Source organism: Candidatus Liberimonas magnetica, from assembly GCA_020523885.1.
Classification (GTDB): Bacteria; Elusimicrobiota; Endomicrobiia; order Endomicrobiales; family JAFGIL01; genus Liberimonas; species Liberimonas magnetica.
Window position 1 is genome coordinate 47,397 of the sequence record JAJAPY010000003.1, and the last position, 24,831, is coordinate 72,227.

General features: G+C 38.6%; 30 protein-coding genes and 1 tRNA gene. All 31 read left to right on the forward strand.

Annotation, left to right across the window (positions count from 1 at the left end):
- Nucleotides 1-4: 4 nt before the first annotated feature.
- The 31 genes from LHV68_03320 (at nt 5) to LHV68_03470 (ending at nt 24,787) form a co-directional block, all read left to right on the forward strand.
- The gene (locus LHV68_03320) at nt 5-478 is read left to right on the forward strand and encodes a Spy/CpxP family protein refolding chaperone (GenBank protein MCB4790898.1); all 474 of its coding nucleotides are present in this window, start codon (nt 5-7) and stop codon (nt 476-478) included.
- A complete protein-coding gene (alaS, locus tag LHV68_03325; protein ID MCB4790899.1) occupies nt 478-3,129 on the forward strand; it encodes an alanine--tRNA ligase in 2,652 nt (883 codons plus the stop codon). The genes LHV68_03320 and alaS overlap by 1 nt, the downstream gene beginning before the upstream one ends.
- Nucleotides 3,130-3,194: 65 nt before the next feature.
- A complete protein-coding gene (locus tag LHV68_03330) occupies nt 3,195-3,725 on the forward strand; it encodes an ACT domain-containing protein (protein MCB4790900.1) in 531 nt (176 codons plus the stop codon).
- A gap of 2 nt (nt 3,726-3,727) precedes the next feature.
- Complete coding sequence (def, locus tag LHV68_03335; protein MCB4790901.1) at nt 3,728-4,249, forward strand: peptide deformylase; 522 nt, start codon at nt 3,728-3,730, stop codon at nt 4,247-4,249.
- 12 nt (nt 4,250-4,261) lie between these two features.
- Nucleotides 4,262-4,333: transfer RNA gene (locus tag LHV68_03340), tRNA-Arg, on the forward strand.
- A gap of 19 nt (nt 4,334-4,352) precedes the next feature.
- On the forward strand, nt 4,353-5,201 hold the full coding sequence (locus LHV68_03345) for a YihY/virulence factor BrkB family protein (GenBank protein ID MCB4790902.1): 849 nt from the start codon (nt 4,353-4,355) through the stop codon (nt 5,199-5,201).
- Nucleotides 5,198-5,845 carry a hypothetical protein gene (locus LHV68_03350; protein ID MCB4790903.1) on the forward strand — a complete coding sequence of 216 codons (648 nt, stop codon included), beginning with the start codon at nt 5,198-5,200 and terminating at the stop codon, nt 5,843-5,845. Before LHV68_03345 ends, LHV68_03350 begins: the two co-directional genes overlap by 4 nt.
- Nucleotides 5,846-5,871: 26 nt before the next feature.
- Nucleotides 5,872-7,215, forward strand: a complete 1,344-nt coding sequence (locus LHV68_03355) for a dehydrogenase (protein ID MCB4790904.1) — start codon at nt 5,872-5,874, stop codon at nt 7,213-7,215.
- 210 nt (nt 7,216-7,425) lie between these two features.
- Nucleotides 7,426-7,941 (forward strand): hypothetical protein, encoded by a 516-nt coding sequence (locus LHV68_03360; GenBank protein MCB4790905.1) that lies wholly within the window; start codon nt 7,426-7,428, stop codon nt 7,939-7,941.
- A 262-nt stretch (nt 7,942-8,203) separates the two neighbouring features.
- Nucleotides 8,204-8,371: a hypothetical protein gene (locus LHV68_03365; GenBank protein MCB4790906.1), complete on the forward strand. Its 168-nt coding sequence runs from the start codon at nt 8,204-8,206 to the stop codon at nt 8,369-8,371.
- A 104-nt stretch (nt 8,372-8,475) separates the two neighbouring features.
- The gene (locus LHV68_03370) at nt 8,476-10,167 is read left to right on the forward strand and encodes a glycosyltransferase family 39 protein (GenBank protein ID MCB4790907.1); all 1,692 of its coding nucleotides are present in this window, start codon (nt 8,476-8,478) and stop codon (nt 10,165-10,167) included.
- A 49-nt stretch (nt 10,168-10,216) separates the two neighbouring features.
- Entirely contained in the window at nt 10,217-10,378 is a 162-nt protein-coding gene (locus LHV68_03375) for a hypothetical protein (GenBank protein ID MCB4790908.1), read from the forward strand.
- Nucleotides 10,379-10,453: 75 nt separating this feature from the next.
- Entirely contained in the window at nt 10,454-11,623 is a 1,170-nt protein-coding gene (locus tag LHV68_03380; GenBank protein ID MCB4790909.1) for a DegT/DnrJ/EryC1/StrS aminotransferase family protein, read from the forward strand.
- A 7-nt stretch (nt 11,624-11,630) separates the two neighbouring features.
- Complete coding sequence (locus LHV68_03385) at nt 11,631-12,353, forward strand: glycosyltransferase (GenBank protein MCB4790910.1); 723 nt, start codon at nt 11,631-11,633, stop codon at nt 12,351-12,353.
- Nucleotides 12,354-12,417: 64 nt separating this feature from the next.
- Nucleotides 12,418-13,788 carry a B12-binding domain-containing radical SAM protein gene (locus LHV68_03390; GenBank protein ID MCB4790911.1) on the forward strand — a complete coding sequence of 457 codons (1,371 nt, stop codon included), beginning with the start codon at nt 12,418-12,420 and terminating at the stop codon, nt 13,786-13,788.
- Between the two features lie 45 nt (nt 13,789-13,833).
- Nucleotides 13,834-15,015 (forward strand): glycosyltransferase family 39 protein, encoded by a 1,182-nt coding sequence (locus LHV68_03395; GenBank protein ID MCB4790912.1) that lies wholly within the window; start codon nt 13,834-13,836, stop codon nt 15,013-15,015.
- A 185-nt stretch (nt 15,016-15,200) separates the two neighbouring features.
- Entirely contained in the window at nt 15,201-15,485 is a 285-nt protein-coding gene (locus LHV68_03400) for a hypothetical protein (protein ID MCB4790913.1), read from the forward strand.
- Nucleotides 15,486-15,548: 63 nt separating this feature from the next.
- A complete protein-coding gene (locus LHV68_03405; protein ID MCB4790914.1) occupies nt 15,549-16,154 on the forward strand; it encodes a hypothetical protein in 606 nt (201 codons plus the stop codon).
- Nucleotides 16,155-16,168: 14 nt separating this feature from the next.
- Nucleotides 16,169-17,803, forward strand: a complete 1,635-nt coding sequence (locus LHV68_03410) for a glycosyltransferase family 39 protein (protein MCB4790915.1) — start codon at nt 16,169-16,171, stop codon at nt 17,801-17,803.
- Between the two features lie 54 nt (nt 17,804-17,857).
- Nucleotides 17,858-18,022: a hypothetical protein gene (locus LHV68_03415; GenBank protein MCB4790916.1), complete on the forward strand. Its 165-nt coding sequence runs from the start codon at nt 17,858-17,860 to the stop codon at nt 18,020-18,022.
- 17 nt (nt 18,023-18,039) lie between these two features.
- Entirely contained in the window at nt 18,040-18,210 is a 171-nt protein-coding gene (locus LHV68_03420; protein ID MCB4790917.1) for a hypothetical protein, read from the forward strand.
- 195 nt (nt 18,211-18,405) lie between these two features.
- On the forward strand, nt 18,406-18,726 hold the full coding sequence (locus tag LHV68_03425) for a hypothetical protein (protein MCB4790918.1): 321 nt from the start codon (nt 18,406-18,408) through the stop codon (nt 18,724-18,726).
- On the forward strand, nt 18,716-19,171 hold the full coding sequence (locus LHV68_03430) for a TIGR00725 family protein (GenBank protein MCB4790919.1): 456 nt from the start codon (nt 18,716-18,718) through the stop codon (nt 19,169-19,171). Before LHV68_03425 ends, LHV68_03430 begins: the two co-directional genes overlap by 11 nt.
- A 202-nt stretch (nt 19,172-19,373) precedes the next feature.
- Complete coding sequence (locus LHV68_03435) at nt 19,374-19,691, forward strand: TRL-like family protein (GenBank protein MCB4790920.1); 318 nt, start codon at nt 19,374-19,376, stop codon at nt 19,689-19,691.
- Nucleotides 19,692-19,794: 103 nt separating this feature from the next.
- Nucleotides 19,795-20,247 carry a D-tyrosyl-tRNA(Tyr) deacylase gene (gene dtd / locus LHV68_03440; GenBank protein ID MCB4790921.1) on the forward strand — a complete coding sequence of 151 codons (453 nt, stop codon included), beginning with the start codon at nt 19,795-19,797 and terminating at the stop codon, nt 20,245-20,247.
- 69 nt (nt 20,248-20,316) lie between these two features.
- On the forward strand, nt 20,317-21,156 hold the full coding sequence (locus tag LHV68_03445; GenBank protein ID MCB4790922.1) for a radical SAM protein: 840 nt from the start codon (nt 20,317-20,319) through the stop codon (nt 21,154-21,156).
- Between the two features lie 201 nt (nt 21,157-21,357).
- Nucleotides 21,358-21,939 (forward strand): SagB/ThcOx family dehydrogenase, encoded by a 582-nt coding sequence (locus LHV68_03450; protein ID MCB4790923.1) that lies wholly within the window; start codon nt 21,358-21,360, stop codon nt 21,937-21,939.
- A 78-nt stretch (nt 21,940-22,017) separates the two neighbouring features.
- Entirely contained in the window at nt 22,018-22,815 is a 798-nt protein-coding gene (gene amrB, locus LHV68_03455) for an AmmeMemoRadiSam system protein B (protein MCB4790924.1), read from the forward strand.
- A gap of 182 nt (nt 22,816-22,997) precedes the next feature.
- Nucleotides 22,998-23,732: a DUF72 domain-containing protein gene (locus tag LHV68_03460; protein ID MCB4790925.1), complete on the forward strand. Its 735-nt coding sequence runs from the start codon at nt 22,998-23,000 to the stop codon at nt 23,730-23,732.
- 47 nt (nt 23,733-23,779) lie between these two features.
- A complete protein-coding gene (locus LHV68_03465) occupies nt 23,780-24,133 on the forward strand; it encodes a hypothetical protein (GenBank protein MCB4790926.1) in 354 nt (117 codons plus the stop codon).
- Nucleotides 24,134-24,787, forward strand: coding sequence for an NAD(P)H-hydrate epimerase (locus LHV68_03470; GenBank protein MCB4790927.1), 654 nt, complete (start codon nt 24,134-24,136; stop codon nt 24,785-24,787).
- Nucleotides 24,788-24,831 lie beyond the last annotated feature (44 nt).

Here is a 24,831-nt window from a genome sequence, read left to right on the forward strand (position 1 = left end):
ACCCATGAAGAAAGTTATTATTGTAATGTTAGCTCTTGTTTTACTGATGCCTATAATTTCCCTTGCTGAAATGCAGAGTGAACAGGCTGAAAAAACAGTGATGAGAAATCAAGCGATGACAGGTCATCCGAACCTTCTTAAATATATGAAGGAACTCGGCCTTACAGAAGCTCAAATCGCTAATATCAAGGAACTCCGTATAGGCCTTGATAAATCTATGATAAAGATACAGGCCGACATGAAAGCCGTAAAGATAGACCTTAAAGGCATCTACGGGCAGAGGGCCATAGATTTTAATGCAGCCAGAGAAAAGATATTGCAGCTGTCAAAAATTCAGTCGGATTTGGCCCTTGAGATGATAAATACGTTTGAAAAGTCATATAATATATTGACTGCAGAACAAAAAGACCTATTATCCAAAATATTGTCTCAACCCAAACCGGCCGTCATGAACGAGGCAAAGGAAGAAAAGAAGTAATGCTATCTTCTGAAATACGTACCAGTTTCCTTCAATATTTTAAAGATAGGGGGCATACGGTCATTCCTTCCGATTCGCTTATACCCTCTGGCGACCCGACACTCCTTTTTACATCTGCCGGCATGGTACAGTTCAAAAAACATTTCCTGGGCCAGTCCAAAGACACTTTTACAAGAGCCTCTACCTGCCAGAAATGTTTCAGGACCTCTGACATAGACCGCGTGGGTTATACCAACAGACACCTTACATTCTTTGAGATGCTCGGAAATTTTTCTTTCGGCGATTATTTCAAGAAGGAAGCTATAGACTGGGGCTGGGAATTCCTGACAAAAGAAATGGGGCTCAGCGAGAATAAACTTTACGCAACTATATACAAAAATGACGATGAAGCTTATAACCTCTGGAAAAAGATCGTCCCCGACTCAAAGATAATAAGGCTCAGCGAAGAGTCCAACTTCTGGAACATGGGTCCTACAGGCCCTTGCGGCCCGTGTTCCGAGATACTCATTGACCTCGGGGAAAAATTAAAATGTTCAAAGCCCGGCTGCGGGCCCGGGTGCGACTGCGACAGGTACCTTGAGATATGGAACCTAGTTTTTACGCAGTTTGACAGGCAGGAGAACGGCGAGCTAAAGAACCTGCCCAGAAAGAACATAGATACAGGTATGGGGCTTGAACGCCTTGTAACCGCTGTGAACGGAAAGGAATCTTCGTTCGAGACAGACCTCTTTGAACCTATCGTAAAAAATATAGCTGATATCCTTGAAATAAAAATGACCGACCACACCTCGAAGCTCAGGATGATGGCTGACCATGCAAGAGGCGTTACCTTCTTAGCATCCGACGGGATACTGCCGTCGAATGAAGGAAGAGGTTATGTGCTGCGCAGGCTGCTTCGCAGAGCGCTCCGCCAGGGAAAGATGCTCGGGATAACTGAGCCTTTCCTATATAAAATCACAGCCGAGATAGCACAGCAGATGAAAAGCGCATACCCGGAGCTTGAACAAAGAAGGGAAAATATAGCTTCGATTATAAAAATGGAAGAAGAAAACTTCCTTTCCACCCTTGAGACCGGAACACAGATGCTTAACGAAATAATAGATAAATACTCAAGTACCGACATAGTTAAAGGTAAAGAGGCCCTGAAGTCTAAATTTGTCATACCAGGGGACGAAGTATTCAAACTGTACGACACTTACGGGTTCCCGATGGAGCTTACCAAAGAAATAGCAAAAGAAAAAGGGATAGATATTGATGAAGAAGGTTTTTTATCCTCACAAAAAAAAGCCCAGGAAAAATCGCGTTCAGCCTGGAGCGGGTCCGGACAGAAAGACATTACTCTATATTCAAAACTCCAGAAAGAGCTCGGTGAATCAAAATTCTGCGGTTATGAAAAAACCTTATGCAAGTCTAAGGTAGTCGCTATAATAAAGGATGGTAATAAGGTAGACTCTATCAGCGAAAACGAGCAGGCAGAGGTGGTCCTTGACAATACCCCGTTCTATGCAGAGTCAGGCGGCCAGGTCGGCGACACAGGCAGCTTTAAAACAGGCTCATTATCAGTAGAGGTTGTAAATACGGTTAAACCTATAGAGGGCTTGATAGTCCATCATGTTAAAGTCTTAAAAGGCGAGCTTAAAACAGGCCAGGTTATAGACGCTATAGTTGAGTTTGAACGCAGAAAAAAGATAAGGGCACACCATACAGCTACGCATCTTCTGCATAAAGCTTTAAGGCAGATACTCGGAACCCATGTAACCCAGGCTGGCTCTCTTGTCACACCCGATAATTTTCGTTTCGATTTCACGCATTTCCAGGCTTTAAAAGAAAATGAACTGCAGGCCGTTGAGGATATAGTAAATAAAGCCATCAGGGACAACATGGAAGTCTGCATATCAAGCATGAAAATCGATGAGGCAAGAAAACAGGGGGCGATGGCCCTATTTAGCGAAAAGTACGGGGCTAATGTCCGCGCTGTATCTGTCATAGAGCCAGAGAACCAGACTCCTTTTTCCATGGAACTCTGCGGCGGAACACATACGGAGCGCACAGGCGACATAGGTTTTTTTAAAATACTCTCGGAGTCTTCCATAGCAAGCGGCACAAGAAGGATAGAGGGAGTTGCAGGCAGCCTTGCCGAGAAATACATAAGAAAGCTTGAAGACTCACTGAATTCGGCTGCTTTTAAGCTCAAATGCGATATTTTTAATGTACCTGAAAAAATAGATAAAGTCCTCTTATTACAGAAAGAATCCGAAAAAGAGATAAAAAAGCTGAAATCACAGAGTTTTCAAGGAACAGCCGGTGACCCGCTGAAGGACGTAAAAGAAGTTAACGGCGTAAAGCTTCTTATTTCAAAACTTTCCGGCATGGATATAGATACCCTACGCACCATAGCCGATAAAATGCGTTCAAAACTCGGTTCAGGTATAGTAATTCTTGTAAATTCAAGTCCCGAAAAAGTTTCTTTTATCGTAAGTGTAACTCCGGATTTAATGAATTCAGGATATAATGCTGGAAAAATAGCTAAAGCGTTTGCTTCTCTTATAGAAGGTTCAGGTGGTGGGAAACCCGAATTTGCGCAAGGCGGCGGAAAAGACGCTTCAAAAATAGACTTCGCTATATCCAAGCTGCCCGATATTCTAAAATAAACATATTTCTTTCAATCCAGCATTGGATTAGACAATGCGGGATTGAAATTGGCAATGGAGTTAAAATGAAACAGGTAGCTATATCAGTTTTAGGAAAAGACAGACCAGGAATAGTTGCTAATGTGACAAAAGTGCTTTATGAAACAGGATGCAATATAGCCGATTCTTCAATGACCCAGCTAAAGAGCGAATTTGCAATGATACTCATAGCTGAACTTCCTAAAAATATCTCAACCAACACTTTAATAAATAAGCTAAAATCACAGATAAATAAACTACATCTTTCTTTGTCAGTCAGAGAATTAAAAGCATCTGAAATAAAGAAAGAAAAAACTGTTGGACAGGTTTATATCATCTCGGTTTTCGGTTCAGACAAACCTGGGATTGTCTATGGTATCAGCAATATCCTTGCAAAAAACAGGATAAATATTACCGATGTACAGACCAAAATAACTACAGGCACATACATCATGCTTCTCGAGATTAAAATTCCAACTAAAATTGATATAAATACATTGAAAAATCAAATGGAACAGCTTTCCTTAAAACTCAATGTTTCTGTTTCGATTAATCCAGTAGATACCCCTGAACTTTAGCTATGATTTTAAAAATCATTACTATCCCAAATCCCATCTTAAAAAAACTATCAGAACCAATAACAGAAATCACTCAGGAAATACAGAGTTTTGTATCAGATCTTATAGAAACTATGAAATCATACAAAAACTGCATAGGTTTAGCAGCGCCGCAGGTTGGTAGATCTTTGCAGATAGCAGTAATAGATGTATCTCTTTACCCTAAACCTTTCAACAACCACGGACAGATCATTCTTTTGAACCCGGAAATAATAAAGGCTGAAGGAACAAGGACAGGAAGAGAGGGGTGCCTGAGCGTACCGGATTTTACAGGCAATGTTTCTCGCAAGCAAAACATATCGGTCAAATATCTTGACTTAGCCGGAAATCCGGTTATTCTGGAAACTGATGATTTTGAAGCCACAGTCCTTCAGCATGAGATAGACCATTTAAACGGCATAGTTTTTTTAGACAGAGTCACGTCTCTTAAGACTGATGTTTTTAGAAGAAAATCCGGCATTGACAACAAAGACAAAAAGGAATAAAATTTACATAATGCGCTCATAGCTCAACGGATAGAGTAGCGGCCTCCGAAGCCGTTGATTCCGGTTCAAGTCCGGATGAGCGCATTTTTAAATTGGAGTAACTATGACAGGTTCAATTACAGAGAAGGCCCGATATACCTGGGCTATTCTTTTTTTATCAGCAAAAAAGTTTTCGAATATTGACGGAGCACAACGCGCCGGAGCATTCGCTTTCTATGCTTTTGTCTCTCTTCTGCCTCTTATAATACTTCTTGTAATTGTCGTATCGGCTTTCATTACACATGCCAAAGCAGGTGTAGAAGTCGTCAATTACATAGATAATTATATAACATTAAGCCCCGAAATGAAGAGCCAAATAGCACGTACATTGGCAGGGGTGATAAAAGCGCGCAGCCAGGCAGGGGTAATCGCTTTTCTCGTACTCATCTGGGGAGCTATGCAATTTGTTATGGCTCTTGTCCGTGCTACAAATCGTGCCTGGAGTACTGAATCCTATAATTGGTGGAGGCTGCCCATCAAAAGTTTTGCCTTATTTACCATCCTTGCATTCGTGGCGCTTATAGGGATGGCGCTCCCGTTTTTTCTTAAGCTCATAAAAACATTCCTGGTTCCATTAGGTTATAGCTTTACCTGGATATATGTCATCGGAAGTTTTTTTATACCTATCGTCATAATTTTTATCGGCCTGAGCCTGTTCTATAAACTGGCACCGCGGCGTAAAACAAGCTTCAGAGAAGTTTGGGCAGGTGCTGTCTTTGCCACATTCCTTTTACGTACAGGCGAAACATTGTTCCTTGTTTATCTAAAGAAATTTGTCGCCTTTAATATAGTCTATGGAACATTCGGCGGGATAATGACGCTTCTATTGTCGATCTATATCGCAGGTTATATCTTTATTTTCGGAGCTTGCGTGTGCGCAAGCCAGGCAGAAGTTCTAGGGGCCGGACAATGAGATACAGGGTTGGAATATGTTTTATAATAAGCGTTTTATTTTATCCCTTATCAACTGCCTGGGCCGGAGATTTTTTTGGCAGTGTTTGCGCCGGCTATGGCCAACTGCTGCAGCCGGATGCGGAAAGTTCCGCTAATGCTTCGCTTCGTAAAGGAGGAGTACAAGCATACTTTCAAGGGTTATGGGGTGAAGAACGTTTAAAATACGGGGCGGAAACCGGAATTATGGAAGCCTATACAAACTGGGATAATAACGGTAATTTCCTTTTAAAACGTTCTTTAGCATTTATACCGATAAACGCCATACTGCAATACGACTTTACAGGAGATCCCAAGAGCTTTATACCGTTTATATTCGGAGGGCCCGGATTTTATTTTCCGGTCGAAGGCGGTTCGTCCGATGAAAATGGAGGAGCGGCCCGGACATCTTCTTCATCAAAAATATACTCCGGTGCTGCAGCAGGTATAGGTGTACGCTTCCCGGCCGGACAGAAGTACAGTATTCTTTTGAACTTGCGTTACTCCAATATCAATGCTCCGGACAACGTATCAGTTTTCGGTCTATGCCTGGGTTTCGGCACCCGCCTTAATTTAATGAAAAAAGAAAAACCCGTTGAAATAAAGATTAGTACCCAGCCAAAGTAGTTTCTTAAATCCATAAAATGTAAATTATGCCTAAAATACCTCATTTATCACGGCAATTTAATGAAAAACCTTTAATAATCGGCTTCGGGCCTGCAGGCATGTTCGCTGCCCTTGAGCTTATCGAACGCGGGTTAAAACCCCTTATATTTGAGCAGGGGAAAAGGATAGAGGAGCGCTCAATTGATATTCAAAGGTTTATCGGTCAAAGAGTGCTTGATACAGAGTCAAACTTCCAATTCGGAGAAGGAGGCGCAGGGGCTTATTCCGACGGAAAACTTTTCTCAAAGATAAAAAATAATTCTAAACACGTAACAAAGGTATTCGATACTTTTATAAAATTCGGCGCACCGAAGGATATCGGCATTATACAAAAACCGCATCTTGGAACTGATGTACTTATAAGGATAGTAAAAAAAATAAGGGAATATATCCTTGAATCCGGCTGCGAGATACATTACGGTTCAAAGCTGACGCACATACTTGTATCTGGCGGCAAAGCGGCCGGCGTAGTGATAAACAACGAAAATGAATATAATTCTTCAAGGATATATCTTGCTATCGGCCATTCAGCAAGAGACACATTTGAGATGCTTCACAAAAAGGGTATATGCTTAGAGCAGAAACCCATATCCGTAGGCCTGAGGATAGAGCACCCTGTTAAGATCATTAATTCAATAAGGCGCGCCGGTGAGATAAAAGATCCGTCTTCTATTGAAGCTTCCAACTATTCTTTCACCTATATGGACCGCAAAGCAAAAAGGGGAGTACATACTTTCTGCATGTGCCCCGGCGGAGAAATAGTAAATGCCTCATCCGAGAATGGGCTGCTGGTTTTAAACGGGATGAGCTATTCAACAAGGTCATCAGCCTATTCAAACTCCGCACTTGTCGTAACCTGCAATACTGAAGATTACACATCACCGGGCCCGTTAGCAGGGATCGAATTCCAGAGAGCTATCGAGCTGAAAGCTTTTATACAGGGCGGAGGAAAATGGCATGCACCTGCCCAGAACTTAATTGATTTTATGCTGGGTAGGATATCTTCTAATTTAAATGCAAACTCGTATAAAATGGGAGTAGTTTCAGCAAACCTGAAAGATATATTTCCGCAGTTCATCATAGATATGCTTTTCTCTGCATTTAATTATTGGAAAAAAGAATATCCTTTATTTGTTTCGGAGGAAGCCATACTTTTAGGAGCAGAAACAAGGACTTCCTGCCCTTTAATAATAAAGCGTAACGATGCTTATGAATCAGAAAATACAGAAAACCTGTTCCCTATCGGTGAGGGATCGGGCTATGCAGGCGGCATAACAAGTTCAGCTGCAGATGCCATAAAAGCTGTTGAAGCGAGCATTGATAAAACGTGACAAATAATATAAAATGGAATATTATTACCTACCCGCGAAAGCGGGTATCCAGCAGTTAAAACTTGTGCCGCTATGGATTCCTGCTTTCGCAGGAATGACAACCAAGGCTATTTCTAATCTAAAAAAGCTAATTCGAAAGAACCTGCTGTCCAATTTGGACATGTATGATATTAGAATAAAACTTGACTCGAATGAGCATGTGGAGGTAGAATGAACAATAAACGCAGGCAATATCTTATTGACAAGGATTTTCAATTACCGTTTATTGTGCGGAATATTATACATATTCTTATTTACGCCGTTTTGATTTTTTTAATTGTTATCGGCTGGAACAGGTTCCAGTGCAAACAGGATTACCTGATGCTTACTCCGGACAGCGATAAGCTGCAAGCTTGGGCAGCAAAGAATAATGTTGCACCGGATAGTATTACCTATGCTTGCCAATTCATAGTTCAGGCAAAAGAGTACACTTTTACGCGCATCATCACAAAGCCTCTCCTTGCAGCCGTGCTTATTAATGCCCTGGTCTCTATCGTGACGAATCTTTACTTTTCGCACCGTATAGCAGGCCCGGTATTTAAGATAAAAAAAGCATTGAGGGATAAAATCGAAGGGAAAGAAGTAAGACCTATCCAGTTAAGAAAACACGATTATTTCACTGAACTTGCAGATATGACCAATGAAGCGTTTGGTTTTAGAAAAAGACAAGACGGGGACATTGTTTGATAATACGATATTTAAAAGGGCTATGAGTTACATATATTTTGTCGATAAAAATTAAACCCGGATTTTGCAACAGGCATGAAGAACCGAGACGCAAAAGATGGGTATTTTTGCTAAGCAAAATAGTTTGAGAATACCGTTGTGTATTTGAAAACTATTTTGTGACGCAAAAATGCCTTGATTTTGTGTCGAATTCCATGTCCTGTTGCAAATTCCGGGGTTAAATCACGTATCACAAAATTCGCAGCAAAAGGAGAAACGTAACATGTCTATTTTCAGTGAAGGGGAGTACAAGGGTAATCCAATGGTTGTCATAAAGAATGCAGAGGAAGACAAGTTCCCGTTTTCATTCGGCTTAAAAAAAGCCAAGCTTGTCGTAGAACATATCGAAGAAATTAAGAAGTTTGTAGAAAAATACGACCTAAATAGTTAATAAGTATCGGTGTAAAACTTGACTGCTTTAACTTAAAAATTGAAATCTATACAATAAAAACCTGGCGTAAAATTGTTGGAATATTTCAAAATCAGGAATACAAAGTGAATAATAGAAATACTGTATTAGCACTCATTATAGCGGCTATTTTTGTGTTACATATTGCCAATGCCTTATATCAAGGGAAAATGCTTCCCAACTGTGCAAGGACTAATGATGAGGGAATGAATTCCTGGGATATGCAATTCACAGATCCGTTTAGCGTAAATACAAGTTATCCGCCTTTATATGGATTTAACAGCTACTTTATAGAGAAACTAGTAGGCAAGAACTGGACTTTGCTGTATGTCTTCAACAATTCGATGTATTTTCTATTGCTTCTAATATTTCTTTACCTCCTCGGCAAAGCGGTAAAGGATACAGAGACAGGCTTGCTTTCTGCCTTGATAGTTTCATTGTACCCCTTGGTCGCTGCAGGCTATAACCGGTACTGTATGGATTTTGCCCTGTTATCCCTTATTGTGATCTTTCTTTATTTTCTTTACAGGTCTGACTATTTCTTAAATACCGGATATAGCGTCCTTGCAGGGGTTGCGGTAGTTTATGGTGTCATGCTTAAAGAGTCTTTCCCTGCTTTCATCGCAGGCCCGGTTTTATATGTTTTTTACCAATCGCTTAAAGACATTTTGAGAAGAAGCTTCAAACGAATTATTACGATCTCTGTTATTTTTATTTCTACAGTAGCGGTAGCTATATCCTTTTTCGGGTTTAACTACTTCTATTTTTTGTTCTGGCAATCCATGTTATTAGAACCAGTCAATCATGTCTGGACCGGGTTTGGGACGTTCCTGTTTTATCATATCAGGTTGTTCTGGATAGGTCTTTGGGAAAGCCAGCTATCCATTCCCTTCTTCTTGCTACTGATACCCGGAATATACTGTTTTGCAAAAGAAAAAGACACCCGCTTACAGATAACTGTTTTTTCTTCAATAATCATACCCAATTTATTCGTAATGCTGATGCCGCACTGGAAGTCGGAAAGACACCTCCTGCCCCAACTTGCAGTCTTAGCATTTATCAGTGCTTTTAGCCTCAGAAAGTTAATTGACAGCTATTCCGGAAAGGCTATTATATCATTATTAATTATAGTAGGGATCTTGCAGGTATATGACTTTACCTATGATAAAATTGGGCTTTCAAAACTTGAATATAAAAGTTTTTATTATTGGCATACGGAATACATGGAATTATCGGTTAATACCAAGCTTAAGAAGACTGAAACGTGCATAAATATCTTCAAAGCACTGCTGGACAATATCAATGAAACGGAACGAACCGGTATAAAAAAGAACAAATATAAAGTGCTTGTTCTGCCTGCTCATGCAATGGATAGTAAGGGGATAGTTTTACTGCATTCATATTTTCTTTTTAATTTAGGCAAATATGTTAAAGATAAGGATTATTATAGCCTTGTCAGGCGTTTGAACGCTTCCGGAGACAAAACAGTAGGTATCGACTATATCATACAGGCGGCAACTAAAGACTCAAAACGTGAATCCTTATATAATTTGAATATGCTTGAGCAAATACTTAGAGAAACCGCCGAAAATGCTTCTGGCCAGGTTGACCTTAAAATAATGGAAAATAAATGGGCCAGCCTTGTAAAAAACTTTGAAGACCGAGGATTAATTTACAGGGGCAAAGAATATGATTTTTATCTTTATCAGCGTAGAGCGATATCAAGTTATATGCAGTTTTTCGTGCTGCCTCTAAAGATATATGGCGTTGCCAAATAATAATGTTTAAAAAATGCGCACAATAAATCTATCTTATAAAGGAGAAATTATGTCTATCCTAACTGAAGGGGAGTATAAGGGTAACCCGATGATCGTTATCAAGAACGCTGAAGAAGACAAGTTCCCGTTTTCATTCGGCTTAAAAAAAGCCAAGCTTGTCGTAGAACATATCGAAGAAATTAAGAAGTTTGTAGAAAAATACGACAAATAGCTTAGTTTCCCAAAACCTCACATCCAGAGTTCATATTTCAAACAACACAATATTGCTTGCAGATTGGATTTTATAATGAAATCAAAAAGAAAAGGTTTGATAGCTTTTGGAAGGCCTTTAATAGAAAACGATGAAATTAAAGAAGTTGTAAAAACTTTAAAATCAGGTTGGATAACTACCGGGCCAAAAGTAGCCGAATTTGAAAATTTGTTTAAAGAGTATGTGGGTTCAAAATATGCCTTAGCGGTAAACTCATGCACCTCCGGCTTGCATCTTGCCCTCTTGGTTGCGGGTATAAGGCCGGGAGATGAAGTAATAACATCACCTATGACCTTTGCTGCAACAGCTAATCAAATAATACATGCCGGTGCCGTTCCTGTCTTTGCGGATATCGACAGGAATTCAATGAACATCGATCCTAAAGAAATCGAAAAAAAGATAACCGGCCGGACCAAGGCGATTTTGCCTGTACATTTTGCCGGAAGGGCCTGTGATATGGACGCTATATTGCGTATAGCAAAAAAATATAACTTTATAATTCTAAATGACGCAGCCCATGCAATAGAAACTAAATATAAGGGAAAGAATATAGGGTGTTATGGTAATATAACGGTTTACAGTTTTCATGCAACAAAGAATATCACAACAGGTGAAGGCGGTATGGTAACGACAAACAATAAAGAATATGCAAAAAAAATCAAGATGTACGGCTTTCATGGAATAAATAAAGATTCAACAAAAAGATATTCATTCAATAAATATAACCACTATTCGGTATCCTATCCCGGGTATAAATACAATATGATGGACATACAGGCGAGCCTTGGTATTCGCCAATTAAAAAAGATAGAAAGATATTCAAGAATAAGAAAATATATTTGGGATAAGTACAACGATGCGTTTAAGGATTTGCCTTGCTCTACCCCAAAAGAGGCAGAACCTCTGACAAGGCATGCATATCATCTCTATAATCTTTTAATAGATGTTGATAGTTTAAAAACCAGCCGCGACAGGATACTTAATGAACTTATTAATGAAAACATAGGCGCCGGCGTTCATTATCTCGCTTTGCACCTTCATGAATTCTACGCTAAAACCTTCGGCTATAAAAGAGGGGATTTTCCAAATGCGGAATATATCTCTGACAGGACTATTTCATTGCCTTTGTCTCCCGGATTAACGAATAAGAACGTAAATGATATCATAAGAAAAGTAAAAAAGGTTTTAAATTCACACAAAAGATGAGGGTATTTTGAATTACGACGTAAGCATAATAATAACAAGCTATAACGAAGAAAACCTGCTCGAGGCTGGCGTAAATGAAATTATTAAGGTAATGGAACAGTCCGGGTATTCCCACGAGCTTATATTTATAGACGACTGCAGTTCGGACAAAACAAGATATTTAATTTTAAAGCTAGTAAAAGATAAACCGAATAGGAGCTATGTTTTTCATGAAATAAATGTCGGCCGGGGCGGTACTATTAATGAAGGGATCAAACTTGCAAAAGGTAAAATAGTCGGATATTTAGATATAGATTTGGAAGTGCACGCCAGAAACATACCTGTAATGATACATGCGATAAAAAGCGGCAATGATATCGCTACGGCTTTTAGAGTTTATAAGATCAGTTTGGCGCCATATGATATTTTACGCTATATATTAAGCATCGGCTATAGAAAACTTCTACGGCTTTTGCTGAAAACCCCGCTTCATGATACTGAAGCAGGCTGTAAGTTTTTTTCGAGGGAAAAAATACTGCCTCTAATTGATAAAACACAGAACAAACGCTGGTTCTGGGATACTGAAATAATGACGTTATCCTACCTGTCCGGACTGAAAATAGTGGAAATACCCTGCCAGTTTATAAGAAGATTAGACAAAATATCCAGTATAAATTTATTTAAAGACATAAGGGACGACTTGCTATCTTTGCTGGAGTTTAAGAATACTTTAAAAGATAAAACAAAATAAAGAGGTTCTCTTTAATACGGCAGTAGTTCTAAGTCTCCAAATTAAGCTATTAAGTGAAGCGTGTATGATTGATAGATTAAAAGTAAAAAATATATTACTTATTATAGAAACGCCTAAAATACAACATAATTATCCGAGCTCATTGCCACCCTTAGGGATTTTATATCTTTGTGCGGTACTTGAAAAAAATGGTTTCAACTGTGATGTTGTAGATGCAAATATTACCCCTTATGACATCGATATTATTGAGAACTATGATCTTGTAGGATTTTCATTGTTTTGCTCTAATGTAGAATCAACTTTTGATAAAATTAAAATTGCACGAAACAAATATCCTGATAAACTTGTAATTATGGGCGGACCGCATTGTGAAGCTTTTATCGAAGATTACTGTCAAAACCCTGACCTCAATGCTATATTTATCGGTGAAAGTGAAAATACTTTAATTCAATATTTAACTATACCTATTAGCACAGATTTAAAAAGTGTTTATTATCGCGACGAGCTATCATCTAAATTCATATACAATGGCCCCAGCAGCGCTTTCCCTGATTTAGATCAACTGCCTATACCTTCTTATAATAAGCTCCCTTTAAATAAATATAGCTTTAATGTCAGTAAAAAATCGCCGGTTGTTTCAATTATCACTTCGCGGGGATGCCCGTTTAATTGCTCCTTTTGCTATCACAGCCATGGGAAGAAATGGCGGCCAAGATCACCTAAAAACATAGTTGATGAAATTGAGTTCCTGAAAAATGAGATGAATGTAGATGAGATATCAATTCACGATGACAATTTTTCAATAGACAAACTGCGTGTTATTGATATCTGTAACTTGATTGTACAAAGAAATATAAATGTATATATTCAAATTACAAGCGGTATTAGAGCCGATATGTGCGATGAAGAAATGTTAAAAAATCTTAAGAATGCAGGTTTATGGCTTATTAATGTCAATCCAGAAAGCGGGAATGAGGATACCTTAAGTAAAATAAAAAAGGGGTCATCTTTAGGACATGTTAAAAATTTAGTAAATCTCTGCAGGAAACACAAAATAAAGACTTTTGCTAATTTTATTATAGGGTTCCCCTGGGAAGGAGAAAAAGAGATAAGAAATACTCATGATTTTGCGTTAAAACTTAATACAGATTTTGCTCATTTTGCAAAACTGACCATATTTCCAAAAACTCAACTGTATTCTGATTTCCACAACTTGTTTTATATGTCTCCGTTTAAAGATATAGCTTTTTTTTCCGGTGAAACTTCCGCACCAAACCTTCATGGATTGACACCTGCAAAAATAGATAATTGGATCAAAAAATGTGTCAAAGATTTTTATTTACGGCCGCAAACAATTATTTATTTACTGCAGACGCTCTCTTTCAAAAAACTATTACGTTTGTTTTTATTTACTCTAAAAACAAAAAACATTTAAACTTGCAGGAGCGTTTAAAAAATAAACAAAAGATAGGGATGTAAAGTGAATAAAAGAAATACTGTATTAGCGGCTATTATAGCGGCTATTTTTGTGTTACATATCGCCAATGCCTTATATCAAGGGAAGATACTCCCCAACTGTGCAAGGAGCAATGATGAAGGCATGAATACTAGTCCTATGCATTTCCTACGCCCAATGGACGTAAATCCAAGTTATCCGCCCTTATATGGATTTAACTGGTATTTTATAGAGAAAGTAGTAGGCAAGAATTGGACTTTGATTTATCTTTGTAATAATTCCATATATTTTCTTCTGCTGCTCATATTCCTTTACCTCCTTGGCAAAGCAGTAAAGGATACCGAGACAGGTCTGCTTTCTGCGTTGATAGTTTCCTTGTACCCTTTGGTCGCCGCCGGTTTTAACAGGTATTGCATGGATTTTGCCCTGCTGCCCCTTATTATAATGTTCCTTTATTTTCTTTACAAGTCAGACTATTTCTTAAATACCGGATACAGCGTCCTTGCGGGAGTTACGGTCATCTATGGAGTTATGCTTAAGGAGTCTTTTCCAGCTTTTATTGCTGGACCGGTTTTATATGTTTTTTTTATATCAACTAAAGATATTCTAAAAAGAAGCTTCAAACGAATTATTACGGTTTCTATTATATTTATTTCTTCTGCGGCTACAGCAATAGCCTTTTTCGGTTTTAAATACTTTTATTTTTTATTCTGGCAATGCATATTCCACGAACCTTCTGGACACGCCTGGTACCGTTTTCATAATCTCAGGTTGTTCTGGGTAGGGCTTTGGGAAAGCCAATTATCCGTTCTTTTCTTTTTAGTGCTGATATCCGGAATATTTTATTTTATGAAAGAAAAAGATATGCGTTTAAAAATAACGGTTATATCTTCGATTATTATTCCCAATTTGATTTTAATATTGATGCCGCACTGGAAATCTGAAAGATATATTATGCCCCAGCTCTCAGTTTTAGCATTTATCAGCGCTTTTAGTCTCAGGAAAATAATTGAAAGCTCTTGGGGAAAGATTGTCATAGCTTTTCTTATTATAGCAGGGATTTTACAGGTATATGACCTTACCTACGACAAGATCGGGCTTTCAAAACTCCAATATAAAGGTTTATATTACTGGAATGAAGAACACATCAAGGACACATTGGATTGTCGGTCAATACTAAGCTTAAAAGAACTGAAACATGTGTAAATGTATTTAAAGTATTGTTGAACAATATTAGTGAAACGGAACATGCTGGAATAAAAAAGATCAAATATAGAGTACTTATTATTCCTGGCCGTGCATTGGATGGGATAGTTATCTCACACTCCTATTTCCTTTTTAATAGCGAAAAAAATGTTGAAATCAATAATTTTTTTGATCTTTTTAGGGATATGAATATTTATAGAGACAGACCGATAGATATTGATTACCTTATCCAAGCTGTGCTTAAAGGTTCAAGCCGTGAATCCATCTATAATTTAAATATCATAAGGACAGAGATTAATAGGAGCATTAAAGATAAAATCGTGAGCGATAAAGTGCCGGTTAATTGGGAAGAAATCGTGGGGACTAGGTGGTTTAATTGCATGAAAAATTTTAAAGATTGTGGGTTAATATACAGTGACAAGAAATACGATTTTTATCTTTTTCAGCGTAAAGGTAATATCTTAATATAGGATTTTAGGCAACGATATCGGGTAATAATGTTTTCAAAATTGCACAGCATAATTTAAAGCAAAATGATAAAAAGAAGTTTTCTTTATTCTAGCCCGTCTATCTATAATATTTTAGTGAGGCTGCTGTACGGCATAAATTTCAATTCCAGATACGAAGCTATTGCCGAGATTATACCCGAAGGTGTGTCGGTAATGGAAGTATGCTGCGGCGACTGTTATTTATACCTTAATTACCTAAAAAAAAAGAAGGTTAAGTATACCGGATTGGATATTAACACTTCATTTATTAAATCTGCTCTAGAAAGAGGGGTTAATGTAAAATATATCGACTTAAATAAAGGCTTGCTGCCAAACGCCCAATATGTGATTATGCAGGCAAGCCTTTATCAGTTCATTCCAAATCATAAGGCGATCGTAGATAAACTATTGGATTCCGCTTTGGAAAAACTTATTATCGCAGAACCGGTTATGAACCTGTCCGATTCTCAAAACCCGGTTATCTCCTATATCGCAAAAAGGGCAGCTGACCCTGGAACAGGAAACGCCCTGAACAGGTTTAACGAACAAAGCCTAACGGTATTTTTTAGGAGTTACGGAGATAGGTTTAAAAGGTCCTTCAAGATAAAAGGCATGCGTGAAATGGTAGGAATAATCGATAAACAAGCATGAGTTAGGAATGCAAATTGAATAAAAGAAATACTCTATTAGCGGTCATTATCTCTGTTATTTTTATATTACATATTGCCAATGCCTTATATCAAGGTAAAATTCTTCCCAACTGCGCAAGGACTTTTGATGAAGGCATGAATACCGACACACTGCAATTCATACACCCGATTGACACAAGTTCAGAGTATCCGCCTTTATACAGGTTTAACTGCTACTTAATAAAGAAACTAACAGGCAATAACTGGACTTTTATATATGTCTTCAATAATTCCATATATTTTCTTCTGCTTCTCATATTCCTTTACCTTCTTGGCAAAGCGGTAAAGGATACAGAGACAGGTCTGCTTTCTGCATTGATAGTTTCATTGTACCCTTTGGTCACTGCAGGCTATAACCGGTACTGCATGGACTTTGCCTTATTATCCCTTATTATAATATTCCTTTTATTTCTTTACAGGTCTGATTATTTCTTAAATGCCGGATACAGCGTCCTTGCGGGGATTACTGTCGTTTATGGCGTCATGCTTAAAGAGTCTTTTCCTGCTTTTATCGCAGGCCCGGTTTTATATGTTTTTTATCTATCTTTGAAAGATGTTTTCAAAAGAAGTTTCAGACGGCTAATTACGATTTCCATTATCTTTATTTCTGCAGCAGCGGCAGCTGTATCCTATTTCGGCCTTAAACACTTTTATTATTTGTTCTGGCAATGCATATTATTAGAAACTACCGGAAAGGCCTGGTCTAGTTTTGATAACCTAAGGTTGTTCTGGATAGGTCTCTGGGAAAGCCAGTTATCCATTCCCTTCTTTTTTGTGCTGATACCCGGAATATATTATTTTATAAAAGAAAAAGACACTCGTTTTAAGATAACGGTCTTCTCTTCGATTATTGTTCCAAATTTGTTAATGATATTTATGCCGCACTGGAAATCTGAAAGATATATTATGCCCCAGCTTTCAGTTTTAGCATTTATCAGTGCTTTTGGTCTCAGGAAAATAATTGAAAGCTCTTGGGGAAAGATTGTCATAGCTTTTCTTATTATAGCAGGGATTTTACAGGTATATGACCTTACCTACGACAAGATCGGGCTTTCAAAACTCCAATATAAAGGTTTATATTATTGGAATCCAGAATATATGGAGTTATCCGTCAACACTAAACTTGATAGAACTAAAACCTGCGTAAACATCTCGCAAGTGTTGCTGAGCAATATTATTGAAACGGAACATTCAGGAATTAAAAAGAATAATTATAAAATACTCATTTTTCCAGGCCGTCCGCTGGACGGTGCACTTACACTGCATTCATATTTCCTTTTAAACAGCGACAAAGACGTCAGGATCAAACGTTTGTTCGACCTTGTTAAGGACCTGAATATTAATGGAGCCAAGCAGATAGACGTCGATTATGTCCTCCAGGTGGCAGTTAAAGGTTCAAAACGTGAATCAATCTATGATTTAGATATTTTTAAGAAAGCTGTTAATCAGATAATTAAGGAAAATATAAACAACGACCCGGGGCCGGCCGGTCTTGATATTCTGGGAAATAAATGGTTAAATTACCTGAAAAACTTCAAGGATTGCGGATTAATCTATAGCAATAGTAAAGATGATTTTTATCTTTATCAATATAATAGCAACCTAAATTAGCTAAATAACCTGATTTTAAGTGCAACAAAATCTGCAGGAAAAGGAGAAAGAAAGATGTCTATCATAACAGAAGGGGAGTACAAAGGAAATCCGATGATAGTTATTAAGAATTCGGAAGAAGACAAGTTCCCGTTTTCTTTCGGTTTAAAGAAGGCTAAACTTATCGTTGAAAATTTCGAAGAAATAAAGAAGTTCGTCGAAAAACACGACAATAATTAAGGTTTTTAGCAGTAAAAATGAAGACATTAATATCGGAGGACGTTATGGCGTACAGCGGGCCGGAGAGAAGAAAGGGGAAAGATAGAAGAAGTGGTTTTGATAGAAGAAAGTTCAATGCGAATGTTAACTTCGATAGAAGGGCAAACAACGATAGGAGAATATTTAAACGTAGAAAAATGGAAATGTAAACGGGCTCAGACTTGACTAGATTGGCAACCCCTCCGGCTGAAGACGTCCTCCCGCAATGCGGGACGGGACTTAAACCTATCGCCCTCTCGGGACGAATGCGAACGCATTCGTCCCCCGTCTGAAGACGGGGGATTCCAGGTCGCGGGATTGAGTGTAGCCCCTCCAGCAGGAGAACGTATTAACTTGAATATCTTATGAACCATCAAATGAAAGGATTGCTTTTAGGTTGTCTTGCAGGTTTAATTGACGTGATACCAATGCTTTTACAGAAACTCCCTTGGGAAGCTGATCTTTCTGCGTTTACTATGTGGGTGATTGCAGGATTTTTTATTTCTTCCACTTCAATACCACTAAAAGGAGCGGTAAAAGGTATAGTAATCTCATTTCTTTTGCTTATACCTACATTGATTATTATCGCTGCAAAAGATATAAAAAGCATCATCCCTATCATCGCTATGACCACTATACTTGGCAGTCTCTTAGGTTTCTTTACGGATAAATTAAATGAAGAATAGAAAAATTATCGCAGTTATTGGCGGGTTTGAAGCAACGCCTGAAATAGAAAAGCTTGCTTATGAAACGGGAAAAGAAATAGCCAAGGCCGGTTTTATCCTTGTCTGCGGTGGAATGAAAGGCGTAATGGAAGCTGCTTGCAAAGGCGCGAAAGATGAAAAGGGCCTGACCATCGGTATTTTGCCAGGCAAGTCCAGGCAGGATGCCAATCCTTATATTGACATTCCTATTATTACTGCAATGAGCCATGCAAGAAATGCCATAATAGTTCGAACAGCAGATGCAGTTATAGCAGTCGGAGGCAAGTTTGGAACGCTTTCGGAAATCGGCCTTGCTAAAGCTATAGATAAGCCTGTTTTTGGCATTAAAACCTGGGATATTGAAGGTATAAATAAAGTTGACAGCCCTAAAATAGCCATTGAATTAGTAAATGGACTATTAAAATAGTTAAAAATAAGTTTAGAAATGGGTGTTGCGATAAAAGTTTTTTCTCCTATCATTGAGTTTAGACAAAAGTAATATCGGTTTTTGCCTATTTTAAACTTTTACTATATTCCACCAAAAATAAAAATCAAAAGTATATTGTAAATTTAATTTATAATAAGTATAATAAGCGGGTTATTACCTAAATAAAAAGGGGGTGAAAATTATGAAAAAAGTACTTTGTGCAATACTTCTATTATCGGTAGCAGCGTTTTTTACAGGTTGCGCTACAGTGTCAAGCCCTCTTGCGGGAATGATATATACCGATGTAAAAGCACCGGGACCTGTTTCTAATGCATCGGGTTCCTCTAAAGTTGGAAAAGCCACTGCCACATCGATACTTGGATTGTTTGCTATGGGTGACGCAAGTATTAAAACTGCGGCTCAGAGTGCAGGCATTAAAATAATCCAACACGTTGATTACTATTCTACAAGTATCCTTGGCCTCTACTCCACATTTACCGTAGAAGTATACGGAGAATAGTCAAAATAATAGTAATAAATAGCCCGAAATCGTTTGCTAAAATAAGATGATTACGGGCTATTTTCTTATAAATGTTGACAAAACAATCCAGAGGTATTTTCAAATGAAAGCTGTAATTCAAAGAGTAACTAAAGCAAGCGTAAGTTTTAATAATCAAACAAGACAAATTGCCAGAGGCCTTGTTGTGTTTATCGGGATTGGGGAAGAAGATACTGAAGATGATGCTAAGTGGCTCAGTGATAAAATTCTGAATTTACGCATATTCCCGAACGCTGAAGGAAAATTTGATAAATCCGTATTTGAAGTAAGGGGTGAACTGCTTGTTGTGTCTCAATTCACTCTTTATGCTGATGCAAACTGCGGCAGAAGGCCTGATTTCACCCGTGCTGCAAAACCTGAAAAGGCACTTCCTCTTTACCAAAAATTCGTTTTAAACCTCAAGACTTCAGAGCTCAAGGTTGAAACCGGCGAGTTTGCTGCAGACATGATAGTTGAGATACACAATGACGGCCCTGTAACGATAATTTTAGACACCAAGGATAATGGTAAGGTCTAGGGGATAAGGAGTAAGAACATAATTTCTAAGATAAACTACAAAGAACGCATAGATAAATTATATAGCCTGATGAATCCCTGCACGCTTTGCCCGCATGAATGCAGGGTAAACAGGCTTGCGAATAAGAAAGGCAAGTGCCGCACGGGAAAGGACCTGTATGTATCAAGCTATAACCTGCATTTCGGAGAAGAACCTCCAATTTCCGGGTTCAGGGGTTCCGGGACGATATTTTTTACGAACTGCAACCTGTCCTGCGTGTTCTGCCAGAATTATCCAATCAGCCAGTTAAACAACGGCAATTTAATTTCTACTGATGTACTTGCAAAAAACATGCTCGAGCTGCAGGAAAAGGGCGCCCATAACATTAATTATGTGACCCCGTCGCATGTGCTTCCGATGCTTGTAGAAGCTGTGGACAAAGCAAAAAAAAGCGGGCTAAAAATACCTCTTGTCTATAATTCAGGCGGTTATGAAAAAGTTTCTACCCTGAAACTGCTTGAGGGAATAATCGATATCTATATGCCAGACGCAAAATACAGCAACAACGAAAACTCCAAAAACTATTCAAAGGCAGATAGCTACTGGGAAATAAATAAACCGGCCCTTTTGGAGATGTACCGCCAGGCCGGAAACCTCGTTATTGACGAAGAGGGGATTGCCAGGAAAGGGCTTATCATCAGGCACCTGGTTCTTCCAAACGATATTTCAGGAACAAAAGAGGTGCTTAAATTCATAGCCGACAAACTTTCAAACAGCGTATATTTAAGCCTGATGGCACAATACCACCCGGCTAATCAATCGCATAAATTCCCTGAATTATCCCGCAAGCTGACCTTACAGGAATACAAAAATGCTGTTAATATCGCACACAGGCTAAACCTCGAAAAAGGCTGGATACAGGAATTATAGTTCCTGCATACAGCGCTGTCTGTTTATTTAAGTACAAAAATGGTATAATTAACCTACATAATTAGCGTCTATCGGATAGAGTAGTGCCTATAGAATCTCAGGTTTAAGGTGTAAGGGCTAAGGTCTAAGATTTAAAACTTACACCTTACCCCGTATCCCTATTTTTATCTGTTATATACTATATTAAATAAGGAGATTATTATGATTTCATTACCGGATCCAAAACTGACAGGAGATATTTCTCTTGAGGAAGCGATTTCAAAACGCCGTTCCTCACGTAATTTTGTAAATAATGACCTTACCATGGAGCAGGTATCTCAGATACTCTGGTCAGCACAAGGCCTTACAGATAAATTAAATAAATACAGGGCAGCACCTTCTGCTGGTAGCCGCTATCCTATGGAGATACATGTCTTGACCGCTACTGGCATGTTCCACTATCACCCTGCAAAACATGCTCTTGAACAGTTAAGGTCCGAAGACATCAGGCCAAAGTTGATTCAGGCTGCTCTCGGACAGAAATTTATTGCGGAAGCTGGTTTAATCCTGATCATTTCTGCGTTCCCTGAAAAGATTTTAAGCAGGTATGGCGATAAAGGCATGCGCTATATTTACCAGGAATCCGGGCACATCGCTCAAAACGTGCATTTGCAGGCTGTTGCTGCCGGGCTTATAGCTGTTCCTATAGGCGCATTTACGGAAGATGCCTTAAAAGCAGCGATAGACCTGCCCGACGAATTAAGGCCTCTCTACATAATACCTGTAGGGTATAAAAAAGCATAATTAGCGTATAGCGGATAGAGAAGACTTTGAAATTCCTATCCGTTATACGCTCAACGCTTTACGCTAATAAGAGGTTATATGTTTAGAAAAGCGATCTGTTCAGGCACATGGTACCCGAATGAAGCCGGCGAAATAAATAATTTTTTTAATCCCAAGGCAAAAAAAACTAAAATTATAGCAGGGATATGCCCGCATGCTGGCTGGATATATTCAGGGCAAACCGCAGGCGAAGTTTACTCAAGAATGAAGCCTAGCCAGGTTTATATTCTCCTGGGCCCTAACCATACAGGTCTTGGCAGCCCCGTGAGCCTCTATGCAAGTGGTGCTTGGGAAACTCCGATAGGCAATATCGAAGTAGACTCCCTTTTGGCAAAGACTATCCTTACTGCTTCTGAAATAATTCAATCTGACTTTTTAGCGCACAAAGGGGAACATTCTCTTGAAGTCCAGCTGCCTTTTATAAAGACATTGAACAGGGATGCTAAAATAATACCTATCTCCATGTCTGATTACAACCCGGATATATGCAAAACCGTAGGTGAAACGATAGCCGGAGTATTGATAGACAGGGAATTAACAGCTAAAGTTACCTTAATAGCTTCATCCGATATGAGCCATTATATATCGGGAGACCGGGCAAAAAAACTTGATAGCATGGCTATAGACAAAATACTTCAGCTTGACCCTGAAGGCCTTCTTGAGACAGTAAATGCTAACAATATCTCGATGTGCGGTTCAGGCCCTGTTGCAGCCGTTTTGTGGGCATCGCTGAAGCTGGGCGCAAAAAAGGCAGAACTTGTCCGTTACTCGAATTCCGGTGATGTAACAGGAGACCAAAAACAGGTGGTTGGCTACGCAGGAATGATAATCATTTAGCTCGCTTTGACCGCTAGCAATGCAACTTGAAAATAGAAATTCAAACACCAAACTCTAAATCCTGAATAAACTCAAAATTTAAATAACTAAACTATAAAAAGAATTGGATTTTATCTAAAGTTTTGAATTTTGAGCAAATATAGAAGCTTCTTTTTAAGATAATAATAAACTATAAGAACTATATGAACACTGTAAAAATCGGCTGCTGCGGTTTTCCTTTAGCCCAAGCCAAATACTATCAAAACTTTAACACCATCGAGATAAACCAGACTTTTTATCAATTGCCTGAACTTAAAACCGCAAAAAAATGGGTTGAAAAAGCACCGAAAGGTTTTGAGTTCATTGTAAAAGCCTGGCAATTGATAACTCACCCCTGTGTCAGCTCGACTTACAGGAGGTTAAGAGAAAAGATACCTGAGCTAAAAAAAAGATATTACGGGCTCTTCAACCAGACAGACGAAGTACGCGAAGCCTGGCGAAGGACATTAGAGTTCGGCCAGATTTTAAAAGCGAAGATATATCTTTTTCAAACACCGTCCTCTTTAAGGCCCACCGTAGACAATATAACCAATTTATATAAGTTTTTTAAACATATCCATAGCCGCGAGTTGACGTTTATCTGGGAGCCCAGAGGTGAATGGAACACCGGCCTGATCACAAAAATATGCAGTGATCTCAACCTTATACATTGCGTAGACCCTTTAAGGTCAAAACCTTTGTACGGACATATCAGATATTACAGGCTTCACGGAGGATACGAAGAAAAACGCATAGTTTACGACCACAAATATAAGTTGAATGAATTAAACAATCTGCTTAAACATGCCGATAAACCGCTGAATTATTTTCTTTTTAATAATTCAAATATGTGGCAAGACTCAGTTCAATTGCAAAAACTTATTCAAAATCAAAGATAAATTTGATATAATATAGTCTGTAAAACTTAGAAATTTAGGAACACACAATGAACGCAGATGAAGAAGAACCAATAAAATTCAATTTTTCTGCTAAAACAGCGGTTGCTGTGCTTTTAACTTTACTATTGGGGCCGGGCGTAGGCCATCTCTATTTAAGAAAGATCAAGCAGGGGGTCATATTTTTGGCACTTACATTCGCCTTCGCTCTTCATCAGGCCTGGGAGGTTGTCAAGAATATCCCTGTTTCTCAACTATCAAGCCTGAAATCAGATGATATCTCGGCGCTTTTTAATAACTTTGCTGTTCAATATCCGAAAGTCTTATTTATCTATGATGTGATTTTTGCAGCGCTCTGGGCCTATGCTGTAATAGATGCATTTAAGAAAAGCAGGGAAAGATAGATGATAACAGTTACATCCCGCCAGATGAGGTCGATCGATGCTACTGCGATAAACAAGTACGGTATTCCTGCCGGCATTCTAATGGAAAATGCCGGCATTGAAACAGCTAAAGACATTATAAAAACAAGAAAATATATTTCAAAACCTGTTGCTGTTTTCTGCGGATCTGGCAATAACGGCGGTGACGGGCTGGTGGTTGCACGCCATCTTTTCAATAATAATTTTAACGTAGAAATATTTCTTGCAAAACCAGCCGTTGCGTTCAAAACAGATTCTCTGATAAACTATAATAGCGCGAAGAAATTAGGAATAAAAATACGTAAATACTCTAAAGCCATTGATCTTTCAAAGTACGGCCTGATAGTCGATGCTCTCCTTGGCACCGGCACAAAGGGTGAAATAACAGGGATTCATAAAGAAATAATCGAAAAGATAAACTTATCAAAAAAACCTGTAATTTCTATCGATATTCCTTCCGGGCTTGATGCAGATTCAGGGAAAACGCTCGGGGCAGCGGTAAAAGCTTTAAAAACAATTACTATAGGGTTTGTTAAAAAAGGTTTAGTTACCAAAGCAGCAAAACCTTATGTCGGGAAATTAACCGTTGCAGGGATCGGCCTTCCCCGCCTAGCGGAATTAGAAGGGCTTATTTAAAAGAGGATTAAGAAGTATCTAATATGAATAAGCGAATAAAATTT